General features: G+C 53.3%; 19 protein-coding genes, 1 other RNA gene and 1 pseudogene. 10 read left to right on the forward strand and 11 right to left on the reverse strand.

Annotated features, from left to right (window positions below):
- The first annotated feature begins 515 nt into the window (after positions 1-515).
- The gene (locus D9980_RS13740; protein WP_121607586.1) at positions 516-1,340 is read left to right on the forward strand and encodes a hypothetical protein; all 825 of its coding nucleotides are present in this window, start codon (positions 516-518) and stop codon (positions 1,338-1,340) included.
- Here D9980_RS13740 and rseC read toward each other — a convergent pair.
- The 4 genes from rseC to rpoE are packed head-to-tail and all read right to left on the reverse strand — an operon-like array spanning position 1,337 to position 4,028.
- Complete coding sequence (rseC, locus tag D9980_RS13745) at positions 1,337-1,813, reverse strand: SoxR-reducing system protein RseC (RefSeq protein WP_021807684.1); 477 nt, start codon at positions 1,811-1,813, stop codon at positions 1,337-1,339. The two genes, D9980_RS13740 and rseC, sit on opposite strands and share 4 nt — an antisense overlap.
- Entirely contained in the window at positions 1,810-2,769 is a 960-nt protein-coding gene (gene rseB / locus D9980_RS13750; RefSeq protein WP_121607587.1) for a sigma-E factor regulatory protein RseB, read from the reverse strand. The genes rseC and rseB overlap by 4 nt, the downstream gene beginning before the upstream one ends.
- Complete coding sequence (gene rseA, locus D9980_RS13755) at positions 2,769-3,422, reverse strand: anti-sigma-E factor RseA (protein ID WP_024485799.1); 654 nt, start codon at positions 3,420-3,422, stop codon at positions 2,769-2,771. Before rseA ends, rseB begins: the two co-directional genes overlap by 1 nt.
- A gap of 30 nt (positions 3,423-3,452) precedes the next feature.
- Complete coding sequence (rpoE, locus tag D9980_RS13760; RefSeq protein WP_012146382.1) at positions 3,453-4,028, reverse strand: RNA polymerase sigma factor RpoE; 576 nt, start codon at positions 4,026-4,028, stop codon at positions 3,453-3,455.
- Positions 4,029-4,241: 213 nt separating this feature from the next.
- Between rpoE and nadB the strand changes: the two genes are divergently transcribed.
- A complete protein-coding gene (nadB, locus tag D9980_RS13765) occupies positions 4,242-5,843 on the forward strand; it encodes an L-aspartate oxidase (RefSeq protein ID WP_024529381.1) in 1,602 nt (533 codons plus the stop codon).
- A 4-nt stretch (positions 5,844-5,847) separates the two neighbouring features.
- Here nadB and D9980_RS13770 read toward each other — a convergent pair whose 3' ends face one another.
- Positions 5,848-6,627, reverse strand: coding sequence for a tRNA1(Val) (adenine(37)-N6)-methyltransferase (locus D9980_RS13770; RefSeq protein ID WP_121607588.1), 780 nt, complete (start codon positions 6,625-6,627; stop codon positions 5,848-5,850).
- 87 nt (positions 6,628-6,714) lie between these two features.
- Here D9980_RS13770 and srmB point away from each other — a divergent pair, with 87 nt between their 5' ends.
- Entirely contained in the window at positions 6,715-8,031 is a 1,317-nt protein-coding gene (gene srmB / locus D9980_RS13775) for an ATP-dependent RNA helicase SrmB (RefSeq protein ID WP_024485802.1), read from the forward strand.
- A 51-nt stretch (positions 8,032-8,082) separates the two neighbouring features.
- Here srmB and D9980_RS13780 read toward each other — a convergent pair whose 3' ends face one another.
- The 3 genes from D9980_RS13780 to grcA form a co-directional block, all read right to left on the reverse strand.
- Positions 8,083-8,838, reverse strand: a complete 756-nt coding sequence (locus D9980_RS13780) for an ankyrin repeat domain-containing protein (RefSeq protein ID WP_121607589.1) — start codon at positions 8,836-8,838, stop codon at positions 8,083-8,085.
- On the reverse strand, positions 8,831-9,793 hold the full coding sequence (locus tag D9980_RS13785) for a DUF2974 domain-containing protein (protein ID WP_121607590.1): 963 nt from the start codon (positions 9,791-9,793) through the stop codon (positions 8,831-8,833). The genes D9980_RS13780 and D9980_RS13785 overlap by 8 nt, the downstream gene beginning before the upstream one ends.
- A 176-nt stretch (positions 9,794-9,969) precedes the next feature.
- A complete protein-coding gene (gene grcA / locus D9980_RS13790) occupies positions 9,970-10,353 on the reverse strand; it encodes an autonomous glycyl radical cofactor GrcA (RefSeq protein ID WP_021178913.1) in 384 nt (127 codons plus the stop codon).
- A 348-nt stretch (positions 10,354-10,701) separates the two neighbouring features.
- Between grcA and ung the strand changes: the two genes are divergently transcribed.
- The gene (ung, locus tag D9980_RS13795) at positions 10,702-11,385 is read left to right on the forward strand and encodes a uracil-DNA glycosylase (protein WP_021178914.1); all 684 of its coding nucleotides are present in this window, start codon (positions 10,702-10,704) and stop codon (positions 11,383-11,385) included.
- 52 nt (positions 11,386-11,437) lie between these two features.
- Here the strand turns inward: ung and grpE are convergent, their stop codons facing one another.
- Positions 11,438-12,013: a nucleotide exchange factor GrpE gene (gene grpE, locus D9980_RS13800; RefSeq protein ID WP_121607591.1), complete on the reverse strand. Its 576-nt coding sequence runs from the start codon at positions 12,011-12,013 to the stop codon at positions 11,438-11,440.
- 124 nt (positions 12,014-12,137) lie between these two features.
- Between grpE and nadK the strand changes: the two genes are divergently transcribed.
- The 3 genes and pseudogenes from nadK (at position 12,138) to bamE (ending at position 15,205) form a co-directional block, all read left to right on the forward strand.
- On the forward strand, positions 12,138-13,016 hold the full coding sequence (nadK, locus tag D9980_RS13805; RefSeq protein WP_121607592.1) for an NAD(+) kinase: 879 nt from the start codon (positions 12,138-12,140) through the stop codon (positions 13,014-13,016).
- Positions 13,017-13,102: 86 nt separating this feature from the next.
- Positions 13,103-14,763 (forward strand): annotated as a pseudogene (gene recN, locus D9980_RS13810) (DNA repair protein RecN).
- Between the two features lie 103 nt (positions 14,764-14,866).
- On the forward strand, positions 14,867-15,205 hold the full coding sequence (gene bamE / locus D9980_RS13815) for an outer membrane protein assembly factor BamE (protein ID WP_021178918.1): 339 nt from the start codon (positions 14,867-14,869) through the stop codon (positions 15,203-15,205).
- A gap of 113 nt (positions 15,206-15,318) precedes the next feature.
- Here bamE and D9980_RS13820 read toward each other — a convergent pair whose 3' ends face one another.
- Positions 15,319-15,603: an RnfH family protein gene (locus D9980_RS13820; RefSeq protein WP_121607593.1), complete on the reverse strand. Its 285-nt coding sequence runs from the start codon at positions 15,601-15,603 to the stop codon at positions 15,319-15,321.
- Entirely contained in the window at positions 15,596-16,030 is a 435-nt protein-coding gene (locus D9980_RS13825; protein WP_021178920.1) for a type II toxin-antitoxin system RatA family toxin, read from the reverse strand. Before D9980_RS13825 ends, D9980_RS13820 begins: the two co-directional genes overlap by 8 nt.
- A 161-nt stretch (positions 16,031-16,191) precedes the next feature.
- Here D9980_RS13825 and smpB point away from each other — a divergent pair, with 161 nt between their 5' ends.
- The 3 genes from smpB (at position 16,192) to D9980_RS13840 (ending at position 18,522) form a co-directional block, all read left to right on the forward strand.
- Positions 16,192-16,674 (forward strand): SsrA-binding protein SmpB, encoded by a 483-nt coding sequence (gene smpB, locus D9980_RS13830; protein ID WP_021178921.1) that lies wholly within the window; start codon positions 16,192-16,194, stop codon positions 16,672-16,674.
- 48 nt (positions 16,675-16,722) lie between these two features.
- Positions 16,723-17,086: a transfer-messenger RNA gene (gene ssrA, locus D9980_RS13835) on the forward strand.
- Positions 17,087-17,289: 203 nt separating this feature from the next.
- Entirely contained in the window at positions 17,290-18,522 is a 1,233-nt protein-coding gene (locus tag D9980_RS13840; RefSeq protein ID WP_121607594.1) for an integrase domain-containing protein, read from the forward strand.
- Positions 18,523-18,717 lie beyond the last annotated feature (195 nt).

Below are 18,717 nucleotides of genomic sequence, written 5' to 3' on the forward strand. Positions count from 1 at the left end.
CTTGGTATTTCTGAATTACTCGCCTATGGAACCCGCATGGACATAAAGCGACGGTGAATGGGTCGGCTATTTTTCGCCTGAATCGCAGCATTCTACATGCCACAACACTGAAAACCTAGCAATCGGTGTTGGGAAGCTATTCGATTATACGTAGTTTAGTGTTACAACGCGCCGCAGTTGATGAAAGCAGATATTAACGCGGCGAAGGCCTGATAAAAATTGTGGGTTAATTGCGCCAATCCTCTTGGCCAGACACTATTTACCCGGTGGTAATACATATTACGCAATTACGCAATAAACCCAATCTTAATTGTTTAATAAATAATATTTTTATCAATAACTTACAGTTAAACCACAACGCAACCGCTTTAGGATAAACCTGATATACGCTCCTTTGCCCCTCGGTTACAAGTGGCAAGAACTTTGGATAAAAACAGACTTCAGGGCACTACGACATCGGCAAGCCCACCAGAGTTCACCAGCATCTCCTCTGAACATTGATTGGAAGGTTTATCATGATCGATAAAGGGCAAATGCTGAGCCGGCACGATTTTTCCAAGGTCAACTGGGGCATTTTGGCAGCGGTAACGCTGCTGTTCACTCTCGGTGCGGCGCTGTTGTTAATGCCGTTATTGAGCAACATGGAAGATCCTCACGTTCTGGCCTTACTGCAAGCCGGCACGGCAACCATTCTGTTAGGCACTACGTTGTTGGCATTGCGTCATTATCTGCGACCAATGCTGACCTATCGCCTGTATGAGCACGGCGTACGCGTGCTGGATCACCACAGTCATAAAGAACGGTTTATTGCGTTTGAAAAGATTGCCGATATCTACCATTCTCACGGTAGCAGGCTGTTTGGCGGGCTAAACGACAGTATGGCGTTTCGTACCTCGGAGGCGGCGTTCTGGTACAGCATCAAGAGCAATATCTCTCACTCCCGGCAGCTGATTGAAACCCTGATCCAGCAACAGATCCAGCAGCGTGGACCACTGGCATTAAATTCGCTTTATCAGGGGGAAATATTGACCTTCGGCTATCTCATTAGCGGTAGGGGCTGGCTTGGTTCGTGGCAAGAGCAACCGACTCAAACATTACGGCTTAGCGCTACGACGGTGAGTTCCGCCCAGGCTCAGATTCAGATCGAAAAGATCCACCGGCTGGAAAACAATAAGCAGCATGGCACCCTTCGTTTGCTGGATCTACAAGGCAATGAGCTGTTTTCGCTGGGTTATGACTCGCTGTTCAGCGCCGATCTGTTTATTGCGCTGATGGAGCATATGATCAACAACCGCATCCCCGCCTATAACAACCCGGCGATGACGCGGCCGCCGTATTAGATCGGGGATTCGGTTTCGGTATTCAACCGCAAGGCACCGGGCGGCAAACCGATTTGCAGCACCACGGGTTGATAATTGGCCTGTTCGCCGAGGCGTTTTGCCAAGGCGCGTGCGATCAGGAAAGCGAGGCCGCCCCCTAAAATCCCACCGAGTGCCGCCGCGGCGTCACTGCCCAACCACCATTGCAGCAGGCCACCACCTAGCATCATGCCTAATAACGGGGTCAGATAGACCAGCATCGCCGAGCGCAACAGGCTGCCTTCGGCGATACCGACTTCAACACGCTGCCCGGGTTCCAGAGGCTGGGCAATTGCCACCTGCAGGTGATGTTCACTTTCAGGCACCAGTTCGTCGAATGCGCGAGCACCACAGCCAGAGCGCGCGGTGCAGCTGCCGCAGCCAGCTTTAGGCTCACAACGCAGCTGTGCCACGCCCTGTTGCCACGAGATGACCGTGGCCCACTCTTTCATCATTTCGGCGCTACCTTGAAAGTAATGCTGTCGGCAATGCGTTTCGCCGTTGAAGGAGGTAATTCCCCCACCACGGTAATTTCATTGCCATTACGAATTTCGGTTTGGATGGTGCGGCGGCCCTGACGATAAAACTGTTGGCTGGTATTGCTGCCCGAAGGGCTGATGTTAACCGAGAAGCTGAACAAGCCATCGCTATAAAGCCGCGATTCAACCGGCACCGCGACATTCGGTAACTTGCGGCGATTACGCGCCACCTCGTTAACGCCAGCGGGCAACCAACCAGCATTCCAGGCCAGCTTAACGTCTTCAGCCGCGGGTAAGGTCAATAGCGGTGGCAGATTGGCCTTGAGCAAAGGTTGCATGACGTTTTTCACCTGTTCGCCCACCACGACCGAGATGACCCGATACTGTTCCAGCGTTTCGCCATCACGATCGAGCAAATCAACCCGCAGCGGCAGCTTGGTCTCCATATCCATCCAGACCACATAGCTGTAACGGGAGCCGTCACGAGCCACGACGCGGTAAACGTCACAAGGCCGATCGGAAATGCGGGTGCGACCAACGGAGATGAAGTCGTAGTATTTCGCCAGATAGTCGAAATCGGCAAATACGATGGCGGGCAAGGCGTCGACGATGTGATCGCCAGACAGCGTGAACGGTTCCAGACCAGGCTCAAAGTAGCTGATCCCACCGCCACGTTGCAGCACTTCCCGACGAGGGCCGTCCATATGCAGCAACTGCCCCAAGGGCTGTTTATCGATCACCGCGTGGCGATAGCGTAACGACTCTATCCCCTGCTTGCTGATGCTGATATAGGCGAGTTCATAATTGAGTGAACGGCTGGCACTGCTCATTTGTTGCAATAACGCCCCGGACGCAGGTTCCTGCGCCGAGGCGATATTTGAATTGAGCAGGCCGCCCGTTAAAAGACAAACGGAGAACCAGATTTGCTTCATTACTGCTGTTGCATTCCTAAAGACTGAGTTCCAGGAACCTGAACGGCGGCCTGCTGTGGCCTGCTTTGTTCAAGTTGCAGCTGATCGGAGTGCAAACGGCGTTGCAGCTCATAATCCTGCAGCATGGCATTGATACGCTTACGCTGTTCCTGCACCTGCTGCTGTTGACCGCTGCCGGTTGAGAAACTGTCTGCCGGGACGCCCAGGCTGACCGGGGAAGCTTGCCCCATGATGGGTAACGTATTGAACGCTGGTGCTTCAGCCGCGCCTGATTGGGCAGTTGGCTGATTGTACTGTTGCACACCCACGATCACTGCCAGAGAGACACAAGCAGCAACGCCGACTTGAGTTAGCTGACTAGCCCAAGGACGAACCTTGTGCCAGAACGGCAGTTTACCCCAGGTGTGAGGTTGCGGTTGAGATTCGGGGATTGCCGAAGGAACCAGACGAGCGGGCTCTTTTTCCAATGCGGCAGCAACACGGTCTGCGATATCGAAATGCATGACTTGCCCGACATCACCCCGTAACGTGTCACGGATTAGGTGATAGCTCTGCCAGCTTTGTTGAAGCGCCCGATCTTTACTCAATGAACTCAGCAGCTCATTGTCGAGCATTTCACCATCCATCAGAGCGGAAAGCTTTTCTTTCTGCATGCCTAAGTACCCTTCCAGTGTCCGCTATCGCTAACGTTGGATCAGCGGTTGAACTTTATTATCGATAGCCTCCCGAGCACGGAAAATACGTGACCGTACGGTTCCGACCGGGCAATCCATGATGGCGGCTATCTCTTCGTAGCTTAGACCATCCAACTCCCGCAGGGTAATCGCCATGCGAAGATCCTCTGGGAGTGACTCAATGGTACGGAAAACTATCTGTCTCAGTTCTTCTGACAACATTAAGTTCTCAGGGTTCGAAATTTCTTTCAGTGCACCCGCACTTTCGTAATTTTCGGCATCATTGGCATCCACATCGCTTGATGGTGGGCGCCGGCCCTGAGCAACCAGATAATTTTTTGCTGTATTGACAGCAATTCGATACAACCAGGTGTAAAAGGCGCTATCGCCACGGAACGACTCCAGTGCGCGATAAGCTTTAATAAACGACTCCTGCACCACATCCGGCACGTCACCCTGTGGTACGTAGCGCGAAACGAGACTCGCCACTTTATGCTGGTAACGAATTACCAGTAAGTTAAACGATTTCTGATCGCCCTTCTGGACCCGCTCAACCAGAACCTGATCCGTTAACTGCTCGCTCATCCGAGGTAAATTCTCCCCAAATCTATCTCCACGCGTGAAATTGTACCGCCAGCCATACATTATTTTCCTGAGCAAGCACTCGCTTGGAGTTCATACGGAACGCTAAGTTCCATACCGCCATTGTTTTTTTGTTGATGTCACCTTGTCCGTGGCTTTTGCCCGGACAAGTAGGCTAACATGAATTTCACTCTTCTTCTGCACACATCATACGTTATGCAACCATCATCTGAACATGTTAGCGATGTATTGATCGTCGGTAGCGGTGCTGCTGGCCTCTCCCTGGCGTTGCGCTTGGCGCAACATTGCAAGGTTACTGTACTCAGCAAAGGTCCGCTCAATGAAGGCGCCACCTTTTATGCCCAAGGCGGGATCGCCGCGGTGTTTGATGAAACGGACAGCATCGCCTCACACGTTGATGACACGCTGATCGCCGGGGCCGGCCTGTGTGACAAAGACGCCGTCGAGTTTATTGCCGGCAATGCACGCCACTGCGTACAGTGGCTGATCGATCAGGGCGTGCTGTTCGACACCGAAACCAATTCCCAGGGTGAAGAACGCTATCACCTGACGCGGGAAGGCGGGCACAGCCATCGGCGCATCCTGCACGCCGCCGACGCCACTGGCAAAGAAGTAGAGACTACCCTGGTAGCGAAAGCAAGTGCTCACCCCAATATTTGCGTGATGGAACGCCGCAATGCGGTCGACCTGATCACCTCCAACAAGATTGGCTTGCCGGGCACCAAGCGCGTAGTGGGCGCTTACGTCTGGAACCGTGAGCGGGAGCAGGTGGAAACCTACCGTGCCAAAACGGTGGTGTTAGCCACCGGCGGAGCGGCCAAGGTTTATCAATATACCACCAACCCGGATATCTCTTCGGGCGACGGCATCGCCATGGCCTGGCGCGCTGGCTGCCGGGTGGCCAACCTGGAATTCAACCAGTTCCACCCAACCTGCCTGTTCCACCCGCAGGCACGTAACTTCCTGTTGACCGAAGCGCTGCGCGGCGAAGGTGCCCACCTGAAACGCCCAGACGGCAGCCGCTTTATGCCAGACTTTGATCCCCGTGGTGAACTGGCGCCACGCGATATCGTCGCCCGCGCGATTGACCATGAGATGAAGCGCCTGGGTGCCGACTGCATGTATCTGGATATCAGCCACAAACCGGCGGAATTCATCACTCAACACTTCCCGATGATCCACGAAAAGCTGATGACGCTAGGCTTTGACCTGACGCAACAGCCAATCCCGATCGTCCCTGCGGCGCATTACACCTGCGGCGGCGTGATGGTCGATCAGCATGGCCGTACCGATCTGGACGGCCTGTATGCGATTGGCGAAGTGAGCTACACCGGCCTGCACGGCGCCAACCGCATGGCGTCCAACTCGCTGCTGGAATGCCTGGTTTATGGCTGGTCCGCCGCCGAAGATATTCTGACGCGCCTGCCTGCCATCAAGCTGGCCAAACAGTTGCCGCAGTGGGATGAAAGCCGGGTGGATGATTCGGATGAACGCGTGGTGATCCAGCATAACTGGCACGAACTGCGGCTGTTTATGTGGGACTACGTCGGGATCGTGCGCACCACCAAACGTCTGGAGCGGGCGCTACGCCGCATCAATACGCTGCAGCAGGAGATCGACGAGTATTACGCCAACTTCCGCATCTCCAACAATCTGCTGGAGCTACGTAATCTGGTGCAGGTGGCGGAACTGATTGTACGCAGTGCGATGGAGCGCAAGGAAAGCCGTGGGCTGCATTACACGCTGGATTACCCGGACATGTTGCCGGAGCCAAAACCCACCATTCTGCAACCCTGAGGTTTCAGTAGTTCAGATAGAAATCGGTAATCAACTGGCGGAAGTCGGTGGTGTAGCTGCCATCCGCCAGTTTTATTGCCAACTCCGCCTCTTCTTTCGCCACCGGTTTACGCGCTAATGCCAGCATCAAGCGGTGCTTTGGCGTGTCGGCCCGGTCGCTGATGTTCAGCCGCCGTGCGGTGTGCCAGCCACGTTGGTGGGCATTCACTTCAAAAGCTTCGCCAATCTCGCAAGGCAGCACCACACAGAACTGCCCCTCCGCCGTTATCAATCGTTCGGCGCTATCCAGCAAGGCGTCATGAGTCAGGGTTTCGGTATAACGGGCGTTGGTGCGGGCCAGATCGCGACAGGCGACGGAAGGCTCAAAATACGGTGGATTGCTGACGATCAGATCGTAACAATGGGCATGCTGCTGGGCAAAATGATGAATATCCTGGCTGTGCACCTGGATCTTCTGCGGCCAAGGTGACTCCAACACGTTATCACGTGCCTGCAAGGCGGCGGCGTTATCCAGCTCAACCGCATCGATGGTGACCTCGCTAGCCGTGCGCTGCGCCAACATCAGGGCGATCAGCCCACTGCCGCAGCCAATATCCAGCACCCGCTGCACGTTATCCACGGCAGTCCAGGCGCCGAGCATAACCGCATCGGTACCCACCTTCATCGCACAACGATCGTGGCCGACAAAGAACTGTTTAAAGGTAAAACCGCCGCGGCGCGGGGTCGATTTTGTTTTAATTTGATTACTCACAATGGCCACCAGCAGACAAAACTGGCGTAGCATAAGGCAAACTGATCTAGGGTAAAAGTTAAAAAGGGTGAACCCTGCGGCCATCCCGTCTATAATCGGCGCCCCAAGTAGAGGTAGATAATGACAGCAACCAATTTTTCCGAACTCGAACTCGATGAGCGCCTGATCCTCGCTTTGCGTGATAAAGGCTACGATCGCCCCACCGCTATCCAGGCCGAGGCGATCCCGCCAGCCATGGACGGGCGCGACGTATTAGGTTCGGCACCGACCGGCACGGGCAAAACCGCCGCATTCTTGCTGCCAGTTCTGCAGCATCTGCTGGATTTCCCACGCAAGAAGTCTGGCCCACCGCGCGTACTGATCCTCACCCCGACGCGTGAGCTGGCAATGCAGGTGGCCGATCAGGCTCGTGAATTGGCTGCGCATACCTCGCTGGATATCGCCACCATCACCGGCGGCGTGGCGTATATGAACCACGCCGAAGTCTTTAGTGAAAACCAGGACGTGGTGGTTGCTACCACCGGCCGCCTGCTGCAATACATCAAAGAAGAAAACTTTGACTGCCGCGCGGTAGAAACGCTGATCCTGGATGAAGCAGACCGCATGCTCGATATGGGCTTTGCGCAAGACATCGAAACCATCTCGGCCGAAACCCGCTGGCGTACCCAGACGTTGCTGTTCTCCGCAACGCTGGAAGGCGAAGCCATCCGCGAGTTTGCCGAGCGCATCCTGAAGGAACCGGTTGAGGTTGAAGCCGATCCATCACGTCGCGAACGTAAAAAAATCCTGCAATGGTATTACCGCGCCGATGACGTGAAGCATAAAACCGCCCTGCTGGTGCATCTGTTGCAACAGCCGGACGTGCAGAAGTCAGTGATCTTTGTGCGTAAGCGTGAGCGCGTGCATGAGCTGGCCGCCTGGCTGCGTGAAGCTGGCATCAATACCTGCTATCTCGAAGGGGAAATGGTGCAGGCCAAGCGTAACGAAGCGGTAAAACGCATGATGGATGGCCGCGTCAACGTGCTGGTCGCCACCGACGTTGCGGCGCGCGGGCTGGATATCCTGGATATCACCCACGTGTTCAACTTCGATATGCCGCGCACTGCCGATACCTATCTGCACCGCATTGGCCGTACTGGCCGTGCCGGGCGTAAAGGCACCGCCATTTCGCTGGTAGAGGCGCACGACCATCTGCTGCTGGGCAAAGTGGGGCGTTACCTCAATGAGCCACTGAAAGCCCGAGTGATCGACGAACTGCGTCCGTCCACCAAGGTACCTAGCGAGAAGAGCAACGGTAAACCTTCGAAGAAGGTGCTGGCCAAGCGCATCGAAGACAAGCTGAAGAACAAAGAGAAGGCCAAGGTGAAGGTACGCCATCGCGACGCAAAAAACGTCGGTAAGCGCCGCCAGCCAAAAGCCAAACCAGACGCACAATAATCTCTTTGCCATCAAAAAACCGCCATCACTTTGAAGGCGGTTTTTTTATTTTCAAGGCTGAGTATAGTGCCCAGCCAATTGCTGACTTTTGAGCCAGCTCTCCAATTGACGGTACTGCTCACGCAACTCGCTATTCTGCAAATGCACTGGCGTCTGGGCAAAGTAATACTGGAACGTTCTCCCTTGCTGATTTTGTGCCTTGGCATCAGCCCCCGTTTGTAACAGGAGCAGCGCCAACTGTGGTGCGTTGATTTTTGCGGCCAGGTGCAAGGGCGTATCCCCTACTCTGTCACTCAATGAACTATCAGCCCCGGCATTCAACAGCATACGCACCTGCTCCTCCCGCCCCGCCAGCACGGCAGCGGCTAATGGCGTAGCACCAGTGACCAGATTACGCATATTAACCTGGGGAGCCTGTTGCAATAACAAGCGTAAATATTGCGCATCCTTAACCATCGCCGCCGTATGCAATGCCCCGTTGCCCTCCATACCTGGTTGCCCAATATCTGCCCCCGCCTGTATCAATGCCTGTACACTGCCTGGCCTCTGCTGCAGAATCGCCCATTGCAACAGTGTGATCTGCAAATCTCCCCGCACATCAAGCCGTTCAGCTGTTGCTTGCTGGCTAATTTGCCAAACATCATCCTCAGCCACCGCCTGTGATAAAGACAGGATATCGGTACCCGCAAATGGCGAATTTTGCTGTTCCATATAGTGCTCCTTGGCTACCATCAATAACCCAGCGATCCCAAACAGGGGCAAAACGAGAGCCGCTATCCAGCAGCCTCTGCACCACCTTTTAGGCATTCGCCTTGATCTCCCATGGCTTCTGTTCCGCCATTGAACTGATTACCTTATCGATGCCATGTGCCGTCATGCTGCGATCGAGATATTTGCTCGGCCGCCAAGCATCAGTGCCGCTCAGAGTCTCATTGTTGGCAATGGTTATTTTATGCCCGATAGCATCTGGAAGCAGAGAGGTCGACTCCTGCGTCCCCGTCAACATATCGTATTGTTCACTGTAACGACGGATCCCGCCAGATTCTGCATCTTGCTTTGCCGCAGCCGGATTAATACCGAAACGGTTCAGAGTATGATCGGAAACCCCAGCGGCGTTGAATGTTACCGCCAGAGAACCGGTTGCCAACGCCGCCGTTGCTGCCAACCCTCCCCCCAACGAATGGCCGGTGATCACTAAGCCGTCACCAAACGCAGCTTTGGCATTTTTGGCAATCGCCACGGCATGATTGTACTGCACATCGTCGTACCCCGTAGCCTGACGCACATTGCTCAGCCAATCGCGCATATCATTAGTACCAGCGAAAGCCAGCACATAGTGCTGCTTATTCGAATAAATACCCGCCTGTAACCCTGAGGCTGCATCCAATAAACTTGCGGGGTCAATGCCAACACTCAGCAAATCGTTATCACTCATGCGCGAAAAGCCCTCTGCACCCTGCCCAGTGAGGTTGTAGACATCCTTGGCCAATAGCGCCAAAGAGTAATCGCCCTGCTGAGACTCTTGCCCACGAGACATCTCCAGCCTTGGGGCCAAAGGTACCGCAGCAGAGAGATCGCGAGTCAGTGAATTCAACAGGTTTTGTGCATTACGACTATTTTCAGAGGGGAGCGACACAGCAACTTTTGTCACCTGTGGCTCGTCGGTTTGGACTGGTTTTATTGCGTCTTGAAGCGGGAGTGACGAAGCAGATGCAGCGGTGATGGGCGTCATCGTCGAGATGAAACTCAAAGGCAAACTCATAAAGACTCCTTATCCATAGACAGCCCCAAATGGAACTGATTTAGCTATCGGCGAGTCATACGAGTTCTGTAATGAGAATGATTATTTTTTGCGGGTAATGTGATCAAAATCTATTTTCTGCCGTGAAGGCATTAAAAAAGGGAGCCGAAGCTCCCTTTTGTCTACCTAGCCGAAAATTACAGGCTTTCGGTAAAGGTACGTGCGATAACGTCACGTTGTTGTTCTGGCGTCAGTGAGTTGAAACGCACCGCATAACCAGAAACACGAATGGTCAGCTGCGGGTATTTTTCTGGGTTCTTAACGGCATCTTCCAGCGTTTCACGGCGCAGCACGTTCACGTTCAGGTGCTGACCACCTTCTACGCGCACGGTAGGTTGCATTTCCATCGGCACTTCGCGGTACTCGATCTGGCCCAGTTCGCTAACAGGCACGATCTGATCTTCCGCATAATCCGCTTTGGCACATACACAGCGCGCTTCTGATTTCTCTTCATCCAGCAGCCAGAAAGAGTTCACCAGTGCTTGATTGTTCGCTTTAGTGATTTGAATACCAGTAATCATTTTGTTGCCTCCGTAATAGGGAGAAAAATTTCTACGTCGCCGAAAACTCGGTTGTGGTTCCCGGCCATTTGGTAAAACCAATGTTGTCTTGTTGTTCTGTATACCAGTCAAACCGGGTCAATTCTTTGACTAAAATCAATTTTTACGGGGTAGTCGAATGAGCATCAGAGGCAAATTTATGTTTTATATCAATTTTACCTTTTTGCTCGTTAAAATTATTTTTGTAAATTTTCAAAAATATTTGTAAGTCTCGCTCGCCATACCCATTGAAAAAGCGGGTTTCGCCGAGCAGAGGTTAACGGTAAGCTATGCACCATGAATTGCTAACAAAAACAAAGGAGAGTGCTTATGTCTACCTCCCTCACCTGGCACGACGTCATCGGCAAAGAGAAAGAGCAGCCCTACTTTCTGGATACACTCGCCTTTGTAGCTAATGAACGCCAGGCTGGTAAGACCATTTATCCACCGCAGAAAGACGTGTTTAACGCTTTCCGCTTTACCGAGTTGGCAGACGTCAAAGTGGTGATCCTGGGGCAAGATCCCTATCACGGTCCGAACCAGGCCCATGGCCTGTCGTTTTCCGTGCGCCCAGGCATCCCTGCGCCGCCTTCGCTGGTCAATATGTACAAAGAGCTGGTGACGGATATCCCCGGCTTTGAACGCCCGACACACGGCTGCCTGCAAAGCTGGGCCGAGCAAGGCGTACTGCTGCTCAATACCGTATTAACCGTTGAAGGTGGCCGGGCGCATTCTCACGCCAATCTGGGCTGGGAGACCTTTACCGACAAGGTCATTGCCGCGCTAAACGAAAATCGCGAGGGTGTCGTGTTCCTGCTGTGGGGTTCACACGCACAAAAGAAAGGGAGCTTTATCGATCGCCAGCGCCATCATGTGTTGAAAGCGCCGCATCCCTCCCCGCTTTCTGCCCATCGCGGTTTCCTGGGTTGCCACCACTTTTCGCAAACCAATCAGTTACTGGAACAACAAGGCCTGGCACCGATTGACTGGGTGCCACACCTGCCACAGGAATGATCCAGGCACAAAAAAGGCACCGCTCAGGTGCCTTTATCCTCGCCAGATCTTATTAAGACTTGGCTTTGGATACCGCTACCATCGCCGGGCGCAGCAGGCGGCCATTCAGCGTGTAGCCTTTCTGCATCACCATCATCACATGGTTCGGCTGATGGTCGGCTGATTCCATCAGGCTCATCGCCTGGTGAACGTCCGGGTTGAATGGCACGTTGAGCTCGCCTACCACTTCGATGCCGTACTTGCGTACCGCGTCCAGCAGTGACTTCAGCGTCAGTTCAATCCCTTCGATCATCGCGACCAGTTCAGGGTTGTTCTTGTCCGCCAGATCCAGCGCACGCTCCAGGTTGTCGATCACCGGCAGCAAATCACCGGAGAATTTTTCCAGCGCGAATTTGTGAGCCTTCTCGACATCCAGCTCGCTACGGCGGCGAACGTTTTCCATTTCGGCTTTGGCACGCAGCACACTGTCACGCTCGCGTTGCTGAGCTTCAGCCAGTTGGGCTTCCAACTCGGCAATGCGATCATCGCGCAGATCGGCGCCTGCCGCCATGGCTTCCTCGTGCTGTGCTTGCTGTTCCATTTCTTCCGAGGCTTGCTCGTTTGGCGTCTTCTGTTCTTTACTACTCATGAATATCTCCGCGTTTTAGCATTAATCTCGCAACTTGGCTTATTATGGGGATCAAAACCGGGGTTTCAAGTCAACCGGTCACAATGTGGGGCATAAACCGTCCCTGGTGAGGAAAATGGCAGCGATGAAGAAAAAATTTGCATGTATTGGCATTGTTGGGCACCCGCGTCACCCTTCCGCATTGGCTACTCATGAAATGCTGTTCGAATGGTTGGTTGCCCGTGGCTACAAGGTGATCCTTGAACGCCAGATTGCCCAAGATTTGGGCATGAAAGACGTAGATACCGGCAGCCTGGCGGAGATTGGTCAACGGGCCGATCTGGCCGTCGTGGTGGGTGGTGACGGTAACATGCTGGGCGCAGCGCGCGTATTGGCGCGTTATGACATCAAGGTGATCGGGGTAAACCGTGGCAATCTCGGCTTCCTGACAGATCTTGACCCGGACAACGCACTCCAGCAGTTGGCGGACGTGCTGGAAGGGGAATATATTGACGAGAAGCGCTTCCTGCTGGAAACCATCGTCCATAAAGAGCACCAGCAATGCCGCGTCAGCACCGCGATTAACGAAGTAGTGCTACACCCTGGCAAGGTGGCGCACATGATCGAGTTCGAAGTCTATATTGACGATCGCTTCGCCTTCTCGCAGCGTTCCGATGGCCTGATCATCGCCACGCCAACCGGTTCTACCGCCTACTCGCTTTCCGCAGGCGGGCCCATTCTGACTCCATCGCTGGAAGCCATCGCGCTGGTGCCAATGTTCCCGCACACGCTTTCCGCCCGGCCGCTGGTGATCAACGGCGACAGCACCATTCGCCTGAAGTTTTCCCATATCGGCAGCGATCTGGAAATCAGCTGCGACAGCCAGATCGCCCTGCCCATCCAGGAAGGCGAAGAGGTACTGATCCGCCGCAGCGACTTCCACTTAAACCTGATCCATCCCAAGGACTACAGCTATTTCAATACGTTGAGCACCAAACTGGGCTGGTCAAAAAAATTATTCTAAAAATGGCGCCAACCGCTTTACTGTATATAAAACCAGTTTATACTGTATGAAATCACAGTTATGTGTTTATACACAGGAAGGTCCCTATGTTGGCGCAATTAACCATCAGCAATTTTGCTATCGTTCGTGAGTTGGAGATCGACTTTCAAGCGGGTATGACGGCAATCACCGGTGAGACCGGTGCCGGTAAGTCGATTGCTATTGATGCGTTAGGCCTGTGCCTCGGCAACCGCGCCGACGGCAACGTCGTACGTCTGGGGCCTCCCGTGCCGATATCTGTGCCCGTTTCTCACTGGCAGATACCCCATCCGCCCGCGAATGGCTGGAACAAAACCAGCTGGATGACAGCAACGAGTGCCTGCTGCGCCGCGTGATCGGGACAGATGGCCGCTCCCGTGGTTTTATCAACGGCACCGCCGTTCCCCTTTCCCAATTGCGGGAACTTGGCCAGCGCCTGATCCAGATCCACGGCCAGCATGCTCACCAGTTGCTGCTAAAACCCGAACACCAAAAACAGTTGCTGGATGCCTATGCTGGCGAACCCGCCCTACAGGCAGCCATGCACCAGGCTTACCACCAATGGCATCAAAGCTGCCGCGAACTGGCGCACCATCAGCAGCAATCTCTCGAACGCGATGCCCGCAAGCAACTGCTGCAATACCAGTTGAAAGAGCTGAACGAATTCGCCCCACAGGCAGGTGAATTTGAGCAGATCGACAGCGAATACAAGCGTCTGGCCAACAGCGGCCAGTTGTTGACCCTCAGCCAGCAGGCGCTGCAACTGCTAGCCGATGACGAGCAACACAACATGCTCAGCCAGCTCTACACCACCAAGCACCTGCTGCTGGACCTGATCGGCATGGATGAGAAGTTAAGCGGCCTGCTGGACATGCTGGAAGAGGCCTCGATCCAAATCAGCGAAGCCAGCGATGAACTGCGCCATTACGCAGACCGCATGGATCTCGATCCTAACCGCCTGCATGAGCTGGAACAGCGCCTGTCGCGCCAAATCAGCCTGGCACGTAAGCACCATGTTTCACCGGAAGAATTACCCGGCCTGCATCAACAACTGCTGGATGAGCAACAGCTGCTTTCCCAACAGGCCAGCGATCAGCAACACCTGAGCGAAGCGGTCAACCTGCATCATCAACAGGCACTGGCGCTGGCTGAACAGTTGCACCAGAAGCGGCAGCACTATGCGGCCGAGTTAACTACCTTGATCACCGAGAGCATGAATGCGCTCTCGATGCCGCACGGCAAATTTAATATCGACGTCCGCTTTGAACCGGAATACCTGAGCAGTGAGGGGGCCAGCCGCGTTGAGTTCTGCGTCTCCACCAACCCGGGGCAACCGCTGCAGCCGTTGGCAAAAGTGGCCTCCGGCGGTGAGCTTTCCCGCATCGCGTTAGCCATCCAGGTCATTACCGCCCGTAAAATGGAAACCCCGGCGCTGATCTTCGATGAGGTGGACGTAGGCATCAGTGGCCCAACGGCCGCCATTGTTGGCCGCCTGCTGCGTCAGTTGGGTGAATCAACTCAGGTTATGTGCGTGACCCACCTGCCGCAGGTCGCTGGTTGCGGTCATCAGCATTTATTTGTCAGCAAGCAAACCGACGGCACGGTAACCGAAACCCAGATGTCACCTTTGGACAAACGTGCCCGTCTGCAAGAGTTGGCGCGCCTGCTCGGCGGCAGTGAAGTCACTAAAAATACGCTGGCAAACGCAAAAGAATTGCTGGCCGCATAACTTTTTTACTTTCCTGAGGTCATAATGAGGCCCTGTAAAGGTTCCCAACTGCTGCAAGGTCTATTATCATCGGCATCCTATGCCCTAAAGGAATGTGATTATTATGCGCTGTAAAATGCTGACAGCTGCCGCTGTGGTTCTTGTGATGCTGACCGCAGGCTGTTCTACTTTTGAGAAGGTGGTTTACCGGCCTGATATCAACCAGGGTAACTACCTGACACCAACCGACGTGGCAAAAATCCACAAGGGAATGACGCAACAACAGGTTGCTTACACATTGGGCACGCCAATGATGCAGGATCCGTTTGGTACCCAGACATGGTTCTACGTGTTCCGCCAAGAGCCAGGCCATGAGAAGATCACGCAGCAAACGCTGACGTTGACGTTCGACAGCGCAGGCGTGTTGACGGATCTGCAGAATAAACCGGCACTGACCGAGTAAGCCGAGCCGGAGCTGTCATCCGGCCCGTGGGGGAAGAGTGAGATCCTTCATGACAGTCGTAGGCTGCAACTCGGAAGACAACGTTCTGATGAAGATAAGGCGCATTCAGCGCCTTATTTTTTTGCCTTTTCCGCCCGCTGGCGACGCAGTTCTTTCGGATCGGCAATCAATGGCCGGTAAATCTCTACCCTGTCGCCATCATTGAGCACATCGCTCAGCTTAGCCGGACGACTGTAGATACCCACCTTGTTGCTGGCCAAATCGATATCGTTACGTAGCTCTAACAGCCCAGAAGCCAGGATGGCCTGCTCAACGTTGCTGCCTGCGGCCAACTTAACCTGGCGCACATACTGGCGTTCTGGCAACGCATAGACCACCTCAACGCGTATCTCAGACACTGTAGACCTCTTTGGCGCGCTGAGTGAACGCTTGCACCATGCTACCGGCCAGTTCTTTAAACACTTTACCGAAGGCCAGCTCGATCAGTTTGTTGGTGAACTCAAAATCCAGGTGCAGCTCGACCTTGCACGCCTCGGGGCTTAACGCGGTGAACTGCCAGCCGCCCATCAGTTTGCGGAACGGGCCATCGACCAGCTGCATATTGATGCTTTGGTTATCCAGCAGCGTATTGCGCGTGGTAAAGGTTTTGCTGATGCCGGCTTTTGCCACCTCTACCGCGGCGGTCATTTCATTAGGGGAAGCGGCAATCACCCGGCTGCCGGTGCATCCTGGCAGAAAATCGGGGTAAGAATGAACATCGTTAACCAACTGATACATCTGCTCAGCGCTGAAAGGCACTAATGCAGATCGACTGATCTGGGGCATATCATTTCCTGAGAGGCAAAAAACGTACAGATAATACCATTTATCTGGCGCCAAACAAAAAATCTGCTACGCGCGGCGCGGATCCAAAATGCGAGAAATTGCGCAGGTGCTGAGTGGGAAAGGATTTCTTTCGCTGCGCCATCCAGTATAATGAGCGCACTATGACAAAGAAAAAAGCATACAAACCCGGTTCCGCGACCATTGCACAAAACAAGCGAGCACGTTTCGAATACTCCATCGAAGAGGAGATCGAGGCGGGTTTGGCCCTGCAAGGTTGGGAAGTAAAATCACTGCGTGCTGGCAAAGCTAACATCAGCGACAGTTATGTGATGTTCCGCGACGGTGAAGCCTATCTGTTTGGCGCCACCATTTCGCCGCTGAACGTCGCTTCAACTCATGTGGTATGCGATCCAACACGTTCCCGTAAACTCCTGCTGAAAAAACGTGAGCTAGACTCACTGATTGGCCGCGTTACCCGCGATGGTTATACCGTCGTAGCCCTCTCCATGTATTGGAAAAATGCCTGGAGCAAGGTGAAGATCGGCGTAGCCAAAGGTAAGAAAGAACACGATAAGCGCGATGACATCAAAGATCGTGAGTGGCAGACGGCGAAAGCCCGTATCATGAAGCATGCCAATCGTTAAGCCGCTGGCTTAACAGGGTAATCTTCTGTTATACTGCACAAAGTACTTGGGGCTGATTCTGGATTCGACGGGATTTGCGAAGCCCTAGGAGCATGCCGAGGGGCGGTTTGCCTCGTAAAAAGCCGCAAAAAAATAGTCGCAAACGACGAAAACTACGCACTAGCAGCTTAATACCCTGCTTAGAGCCCTCTCTCCCTAGCTTCCGCTCTTAAGACGGGGATAAAGAGAGGTCAAACCCAAAAGAGATCGCATGGAAGTCCTGCCTGGGGCTAAAGTGCTAAACCTAATCAGGCTAGTTTGTTAGTGGCGTGTCCATCCGCAGCTGACCGGCGAATGTAAAGATTGGACTAAGCATGTAGTGCCGACGGTGTAGTAATTTCGGACGGGGGTTCAAATCCCCCCAGCTCCACCAAATTCTTGGTTGATGGTTACCAGAGCCATCCAACGAAGTCCTAGAAGCCCGCATGGCGCAAGCCCTGCGGGCTTTTTTGTACCTTCAATTTGTCCCTCGAAGTCTGAAGCCAACTAATTAAATCCGAACCTTTTAGGCACCTTGTTAGGCACCTCGTAAAGCATTATTGTTTTTGAGGTGCCTAAAACTATGGAAACCCGGCAATGGCAAGACAAACCAAACCTTTATCCGTCAAGGAAATCGAATCCGCCAAACCCAAGGAAGCGGACTACGTTCTCTATGATGGCGATGGCCTTGAGCTACTCATCAAATCAAGCGGCAGTAAGATCTGGCAGTTTCGCTACATTCGCCCTGTCACTAAGAAGCGTGCGAAAAAGAGCATTGGCCCTTATCCGTCAGTCACCCTTGCCGATGCTCGAAGCTACCGGGCAGAAGCTCGTGCTCTCCTGACAAAACAGATCGATCCTCAGGAGCATCAGCAAGAACAACTCCGCAGCACTCTTGAAGCCCAAACTAATACTTTCAAACTTGTAGCTGAACGTTGGTGGAGTGTGAAGAAGACCAGTGTGACTGAGGACTATGCAGAAGATATCTGGCGATCGCTAGAAAGGGATGTTTTACCGGCGATTGGCGATATGAGCGTCACAGATATTAAAGCACATACTCTGGTCCAAGCAATTCAACCTGTTCAGGCTCGCGGAGCATTGGAAACTGTTCGTCGCCTGTGCCAACGCATCAATGAGGTCATGGTTTATGCTCAAAACACAGGTCTGATTGATGCAGTCCCCAGCGTCAATATTGGCAAGGCATTCGAGAAGCCTCAGAAAAAAAACATGCCCAGCATCCGTCCGGACCAGCTACCGCAACTCATGCAGACTATGCGTACCGCCAACATTATCCTACCAACACGGTGCCTGTTCATGTGGCAACTTCTTACTATCACCCGCCCTGCCGAAGCGGCTGAAGCCCGCTGGGACGAGATAGATCTGGAAGCACGAGAATGGAAAATCCCCGCATCACGCATGAAAATGAACCGTGATCACACTGTTCCATTGTCAGATCAAGCAATGGCCGTTTTAGAAACGATGAAACCGCTATGTGTAAATCGAGAGTTTGTCTTTCCCAGTCGAATCAAACCGACTCAATCAATGAACAGTCAAACTGTGAATGCGGCGCTAAAACGCGCCGGGTTAGGTGGCATACTCGTTTCTCATGGTCTGCGCTCCATTGCCAGTACGGCTCTCAACGAACAAGGATTTCCACCAGATGTTATTGAGGCAGCATTGGCCCACGTAGACAAAAACGAAGTACGCCGCGCATATAACCGCAGCGATTATCTCGAGCAACGTCGCCCGATGATGCAATGGTGGGCTGATTTCGTGACTACCGCAGAAAATGGCAATCTACATTCAGGATTTTTGCGATTAGTAGGGTAATATCGCATTAATAACGCATAAATGAAGTGTCTCTGGCGCTTCATTTTTTTTCTTTGTTCGGACTGTTTTATTAAAAGCCTCAAGAAGTTGATCATCTTTATCCTTAGAAGCCCATTGTTTTAATGTTATGACTAAATTGTCAGGATCCAAAGTAATACGCTTTTCAATCTTATTTTGTTGTTCAATAAACTCCCA

The organism is Serratia sp. 3ACOL1, from assembly GCF_003668775.1.
GTDB classification, from domain to species: Bacteria; Pseudomonadota; Gammaproteobacteria; order Enterobacterales; family Enterobacteriaceae; genus Chania; species Chania fonticola.

Bases quoted from the DNA above. Each gene is read 5' to 3' on its own strand.
- nadB (WP_024529381.1), top strand. From the start codon at position 4,242: ATGCAACCATCATCTGAACATGTTAGCGATGTATTGATCGTCGGTAGC.
- D9980_RS13785 (WP_121607590.1), bottom strand. From the start codon at position 9,793: ATGAGTTTGCCTTTGAGTTTCATCTCGACGATGACGCCCATCACCGCT.
- smpB (WP_021178921.1), top strand. From the start codon at position 16,192: ATGACAAAGAAAAAAGCATACAAACCCGGTTCCGCGACCATTGCACAA.
- rseB (WP_121607587.1), bottom strand. From the start codon at position 2,769: ATGAAGCAAATCTGGTTCTCCGTTTGTCTTTTAACGGGCGGCCTGCTC.
- grpE (WP_121607591.1), bottom strand. From the start codon at position 12,013: ATGAGTAGTAAAGAACAGAAGACGCCAAACGAGCAAGCCTCGGAAGAA.
- D9980_RS13770 (WP_121607588.1), bottom strand. From the start codon at position 6,627: ATGCTACGCCAGTTTTGTCTGCTGGTGGCCATTGTGAGTAATCAAATT.
- D9980_RS13840 (WP_121607594.1), top strand. From the start codon at position 17,290: ATGGCAAGACAAACCAAACCTTTATCCGTCAAGGAAATCGAATCCGCC.
- rseC (WP_021807684.1), bottom strand. From the start codon at position 1,813: ATGATGAAAGAGTGGGCCACGGTCATCTCGTGGCAACAGGGCGTGGCA.
- srmB (WP_024485802.1), top strand. From the start codon at position 6,715: ATGACAGCAACCAATTTTTCCGAACTCGAACTCGATGAGCGCCTGATC.
- rseA (WP_024485799.1), bottom strand. From the start codon at position 3,422: ATGCAGAAAGAAAAGCTTTCCGCTCTGATGGATGGTGAAATGCTCGAC.
- ung (WP_021178914.1), top strand. From the start codon at position 10,702: ATGTCTACCTCCCTCACCTGGCACGACGTCATCGGCAAAGAGAAAGAG.
- D9980_RS13780 (WP_121607589.1), bottom strand. From the start codon at position 8,838: ATGCCTAAAAGGTGGTGCAGAGGCTGCTGGATAGCGGCTCTCGTTTTG.
- rpoE (WP_012146382.1), bottom strand. From the start codon at position 4,028: ATGAGCGAGCAGTTAACGGATCAGGTTCTGGTTGAGCGGGTCCAGAAG.
- nadK (WP_121607592.1), top strand. From the start codon at position 12,138: ATGAAGAAAAAATTTGCATGTATTGGCATTGTTGGGCACCCGCGTCAC.
- bamE (WP_021178918.1), top strand. From the start codon at position 14,867: ATGCGCTGTAAAATGCTGACAGCTGCCGCTGTGGTTCTTGTGATGCTG.
- grcA (WP_021178913.1), bottom strand. From the start codon at position 10,353: ATGATTACTGGTATTCAAATCACTAAAGCGAACAATCAAGCACTGGTG.
- D9980_RS13825 (WP_021178920.1), bottom strand. From the start codon at position 16,030: ATGCCCCAGATCAGTCGATCTGCATTAGTGCCTTTCAGCGCTGAGCAG.
- D9980_RS13740 (WP_121607586.1), top strand. From the start codon at position 516: ATGATCGATAAAGGGCAAATGCTGAGCCGGCACGATTTTTCCAAGGTC.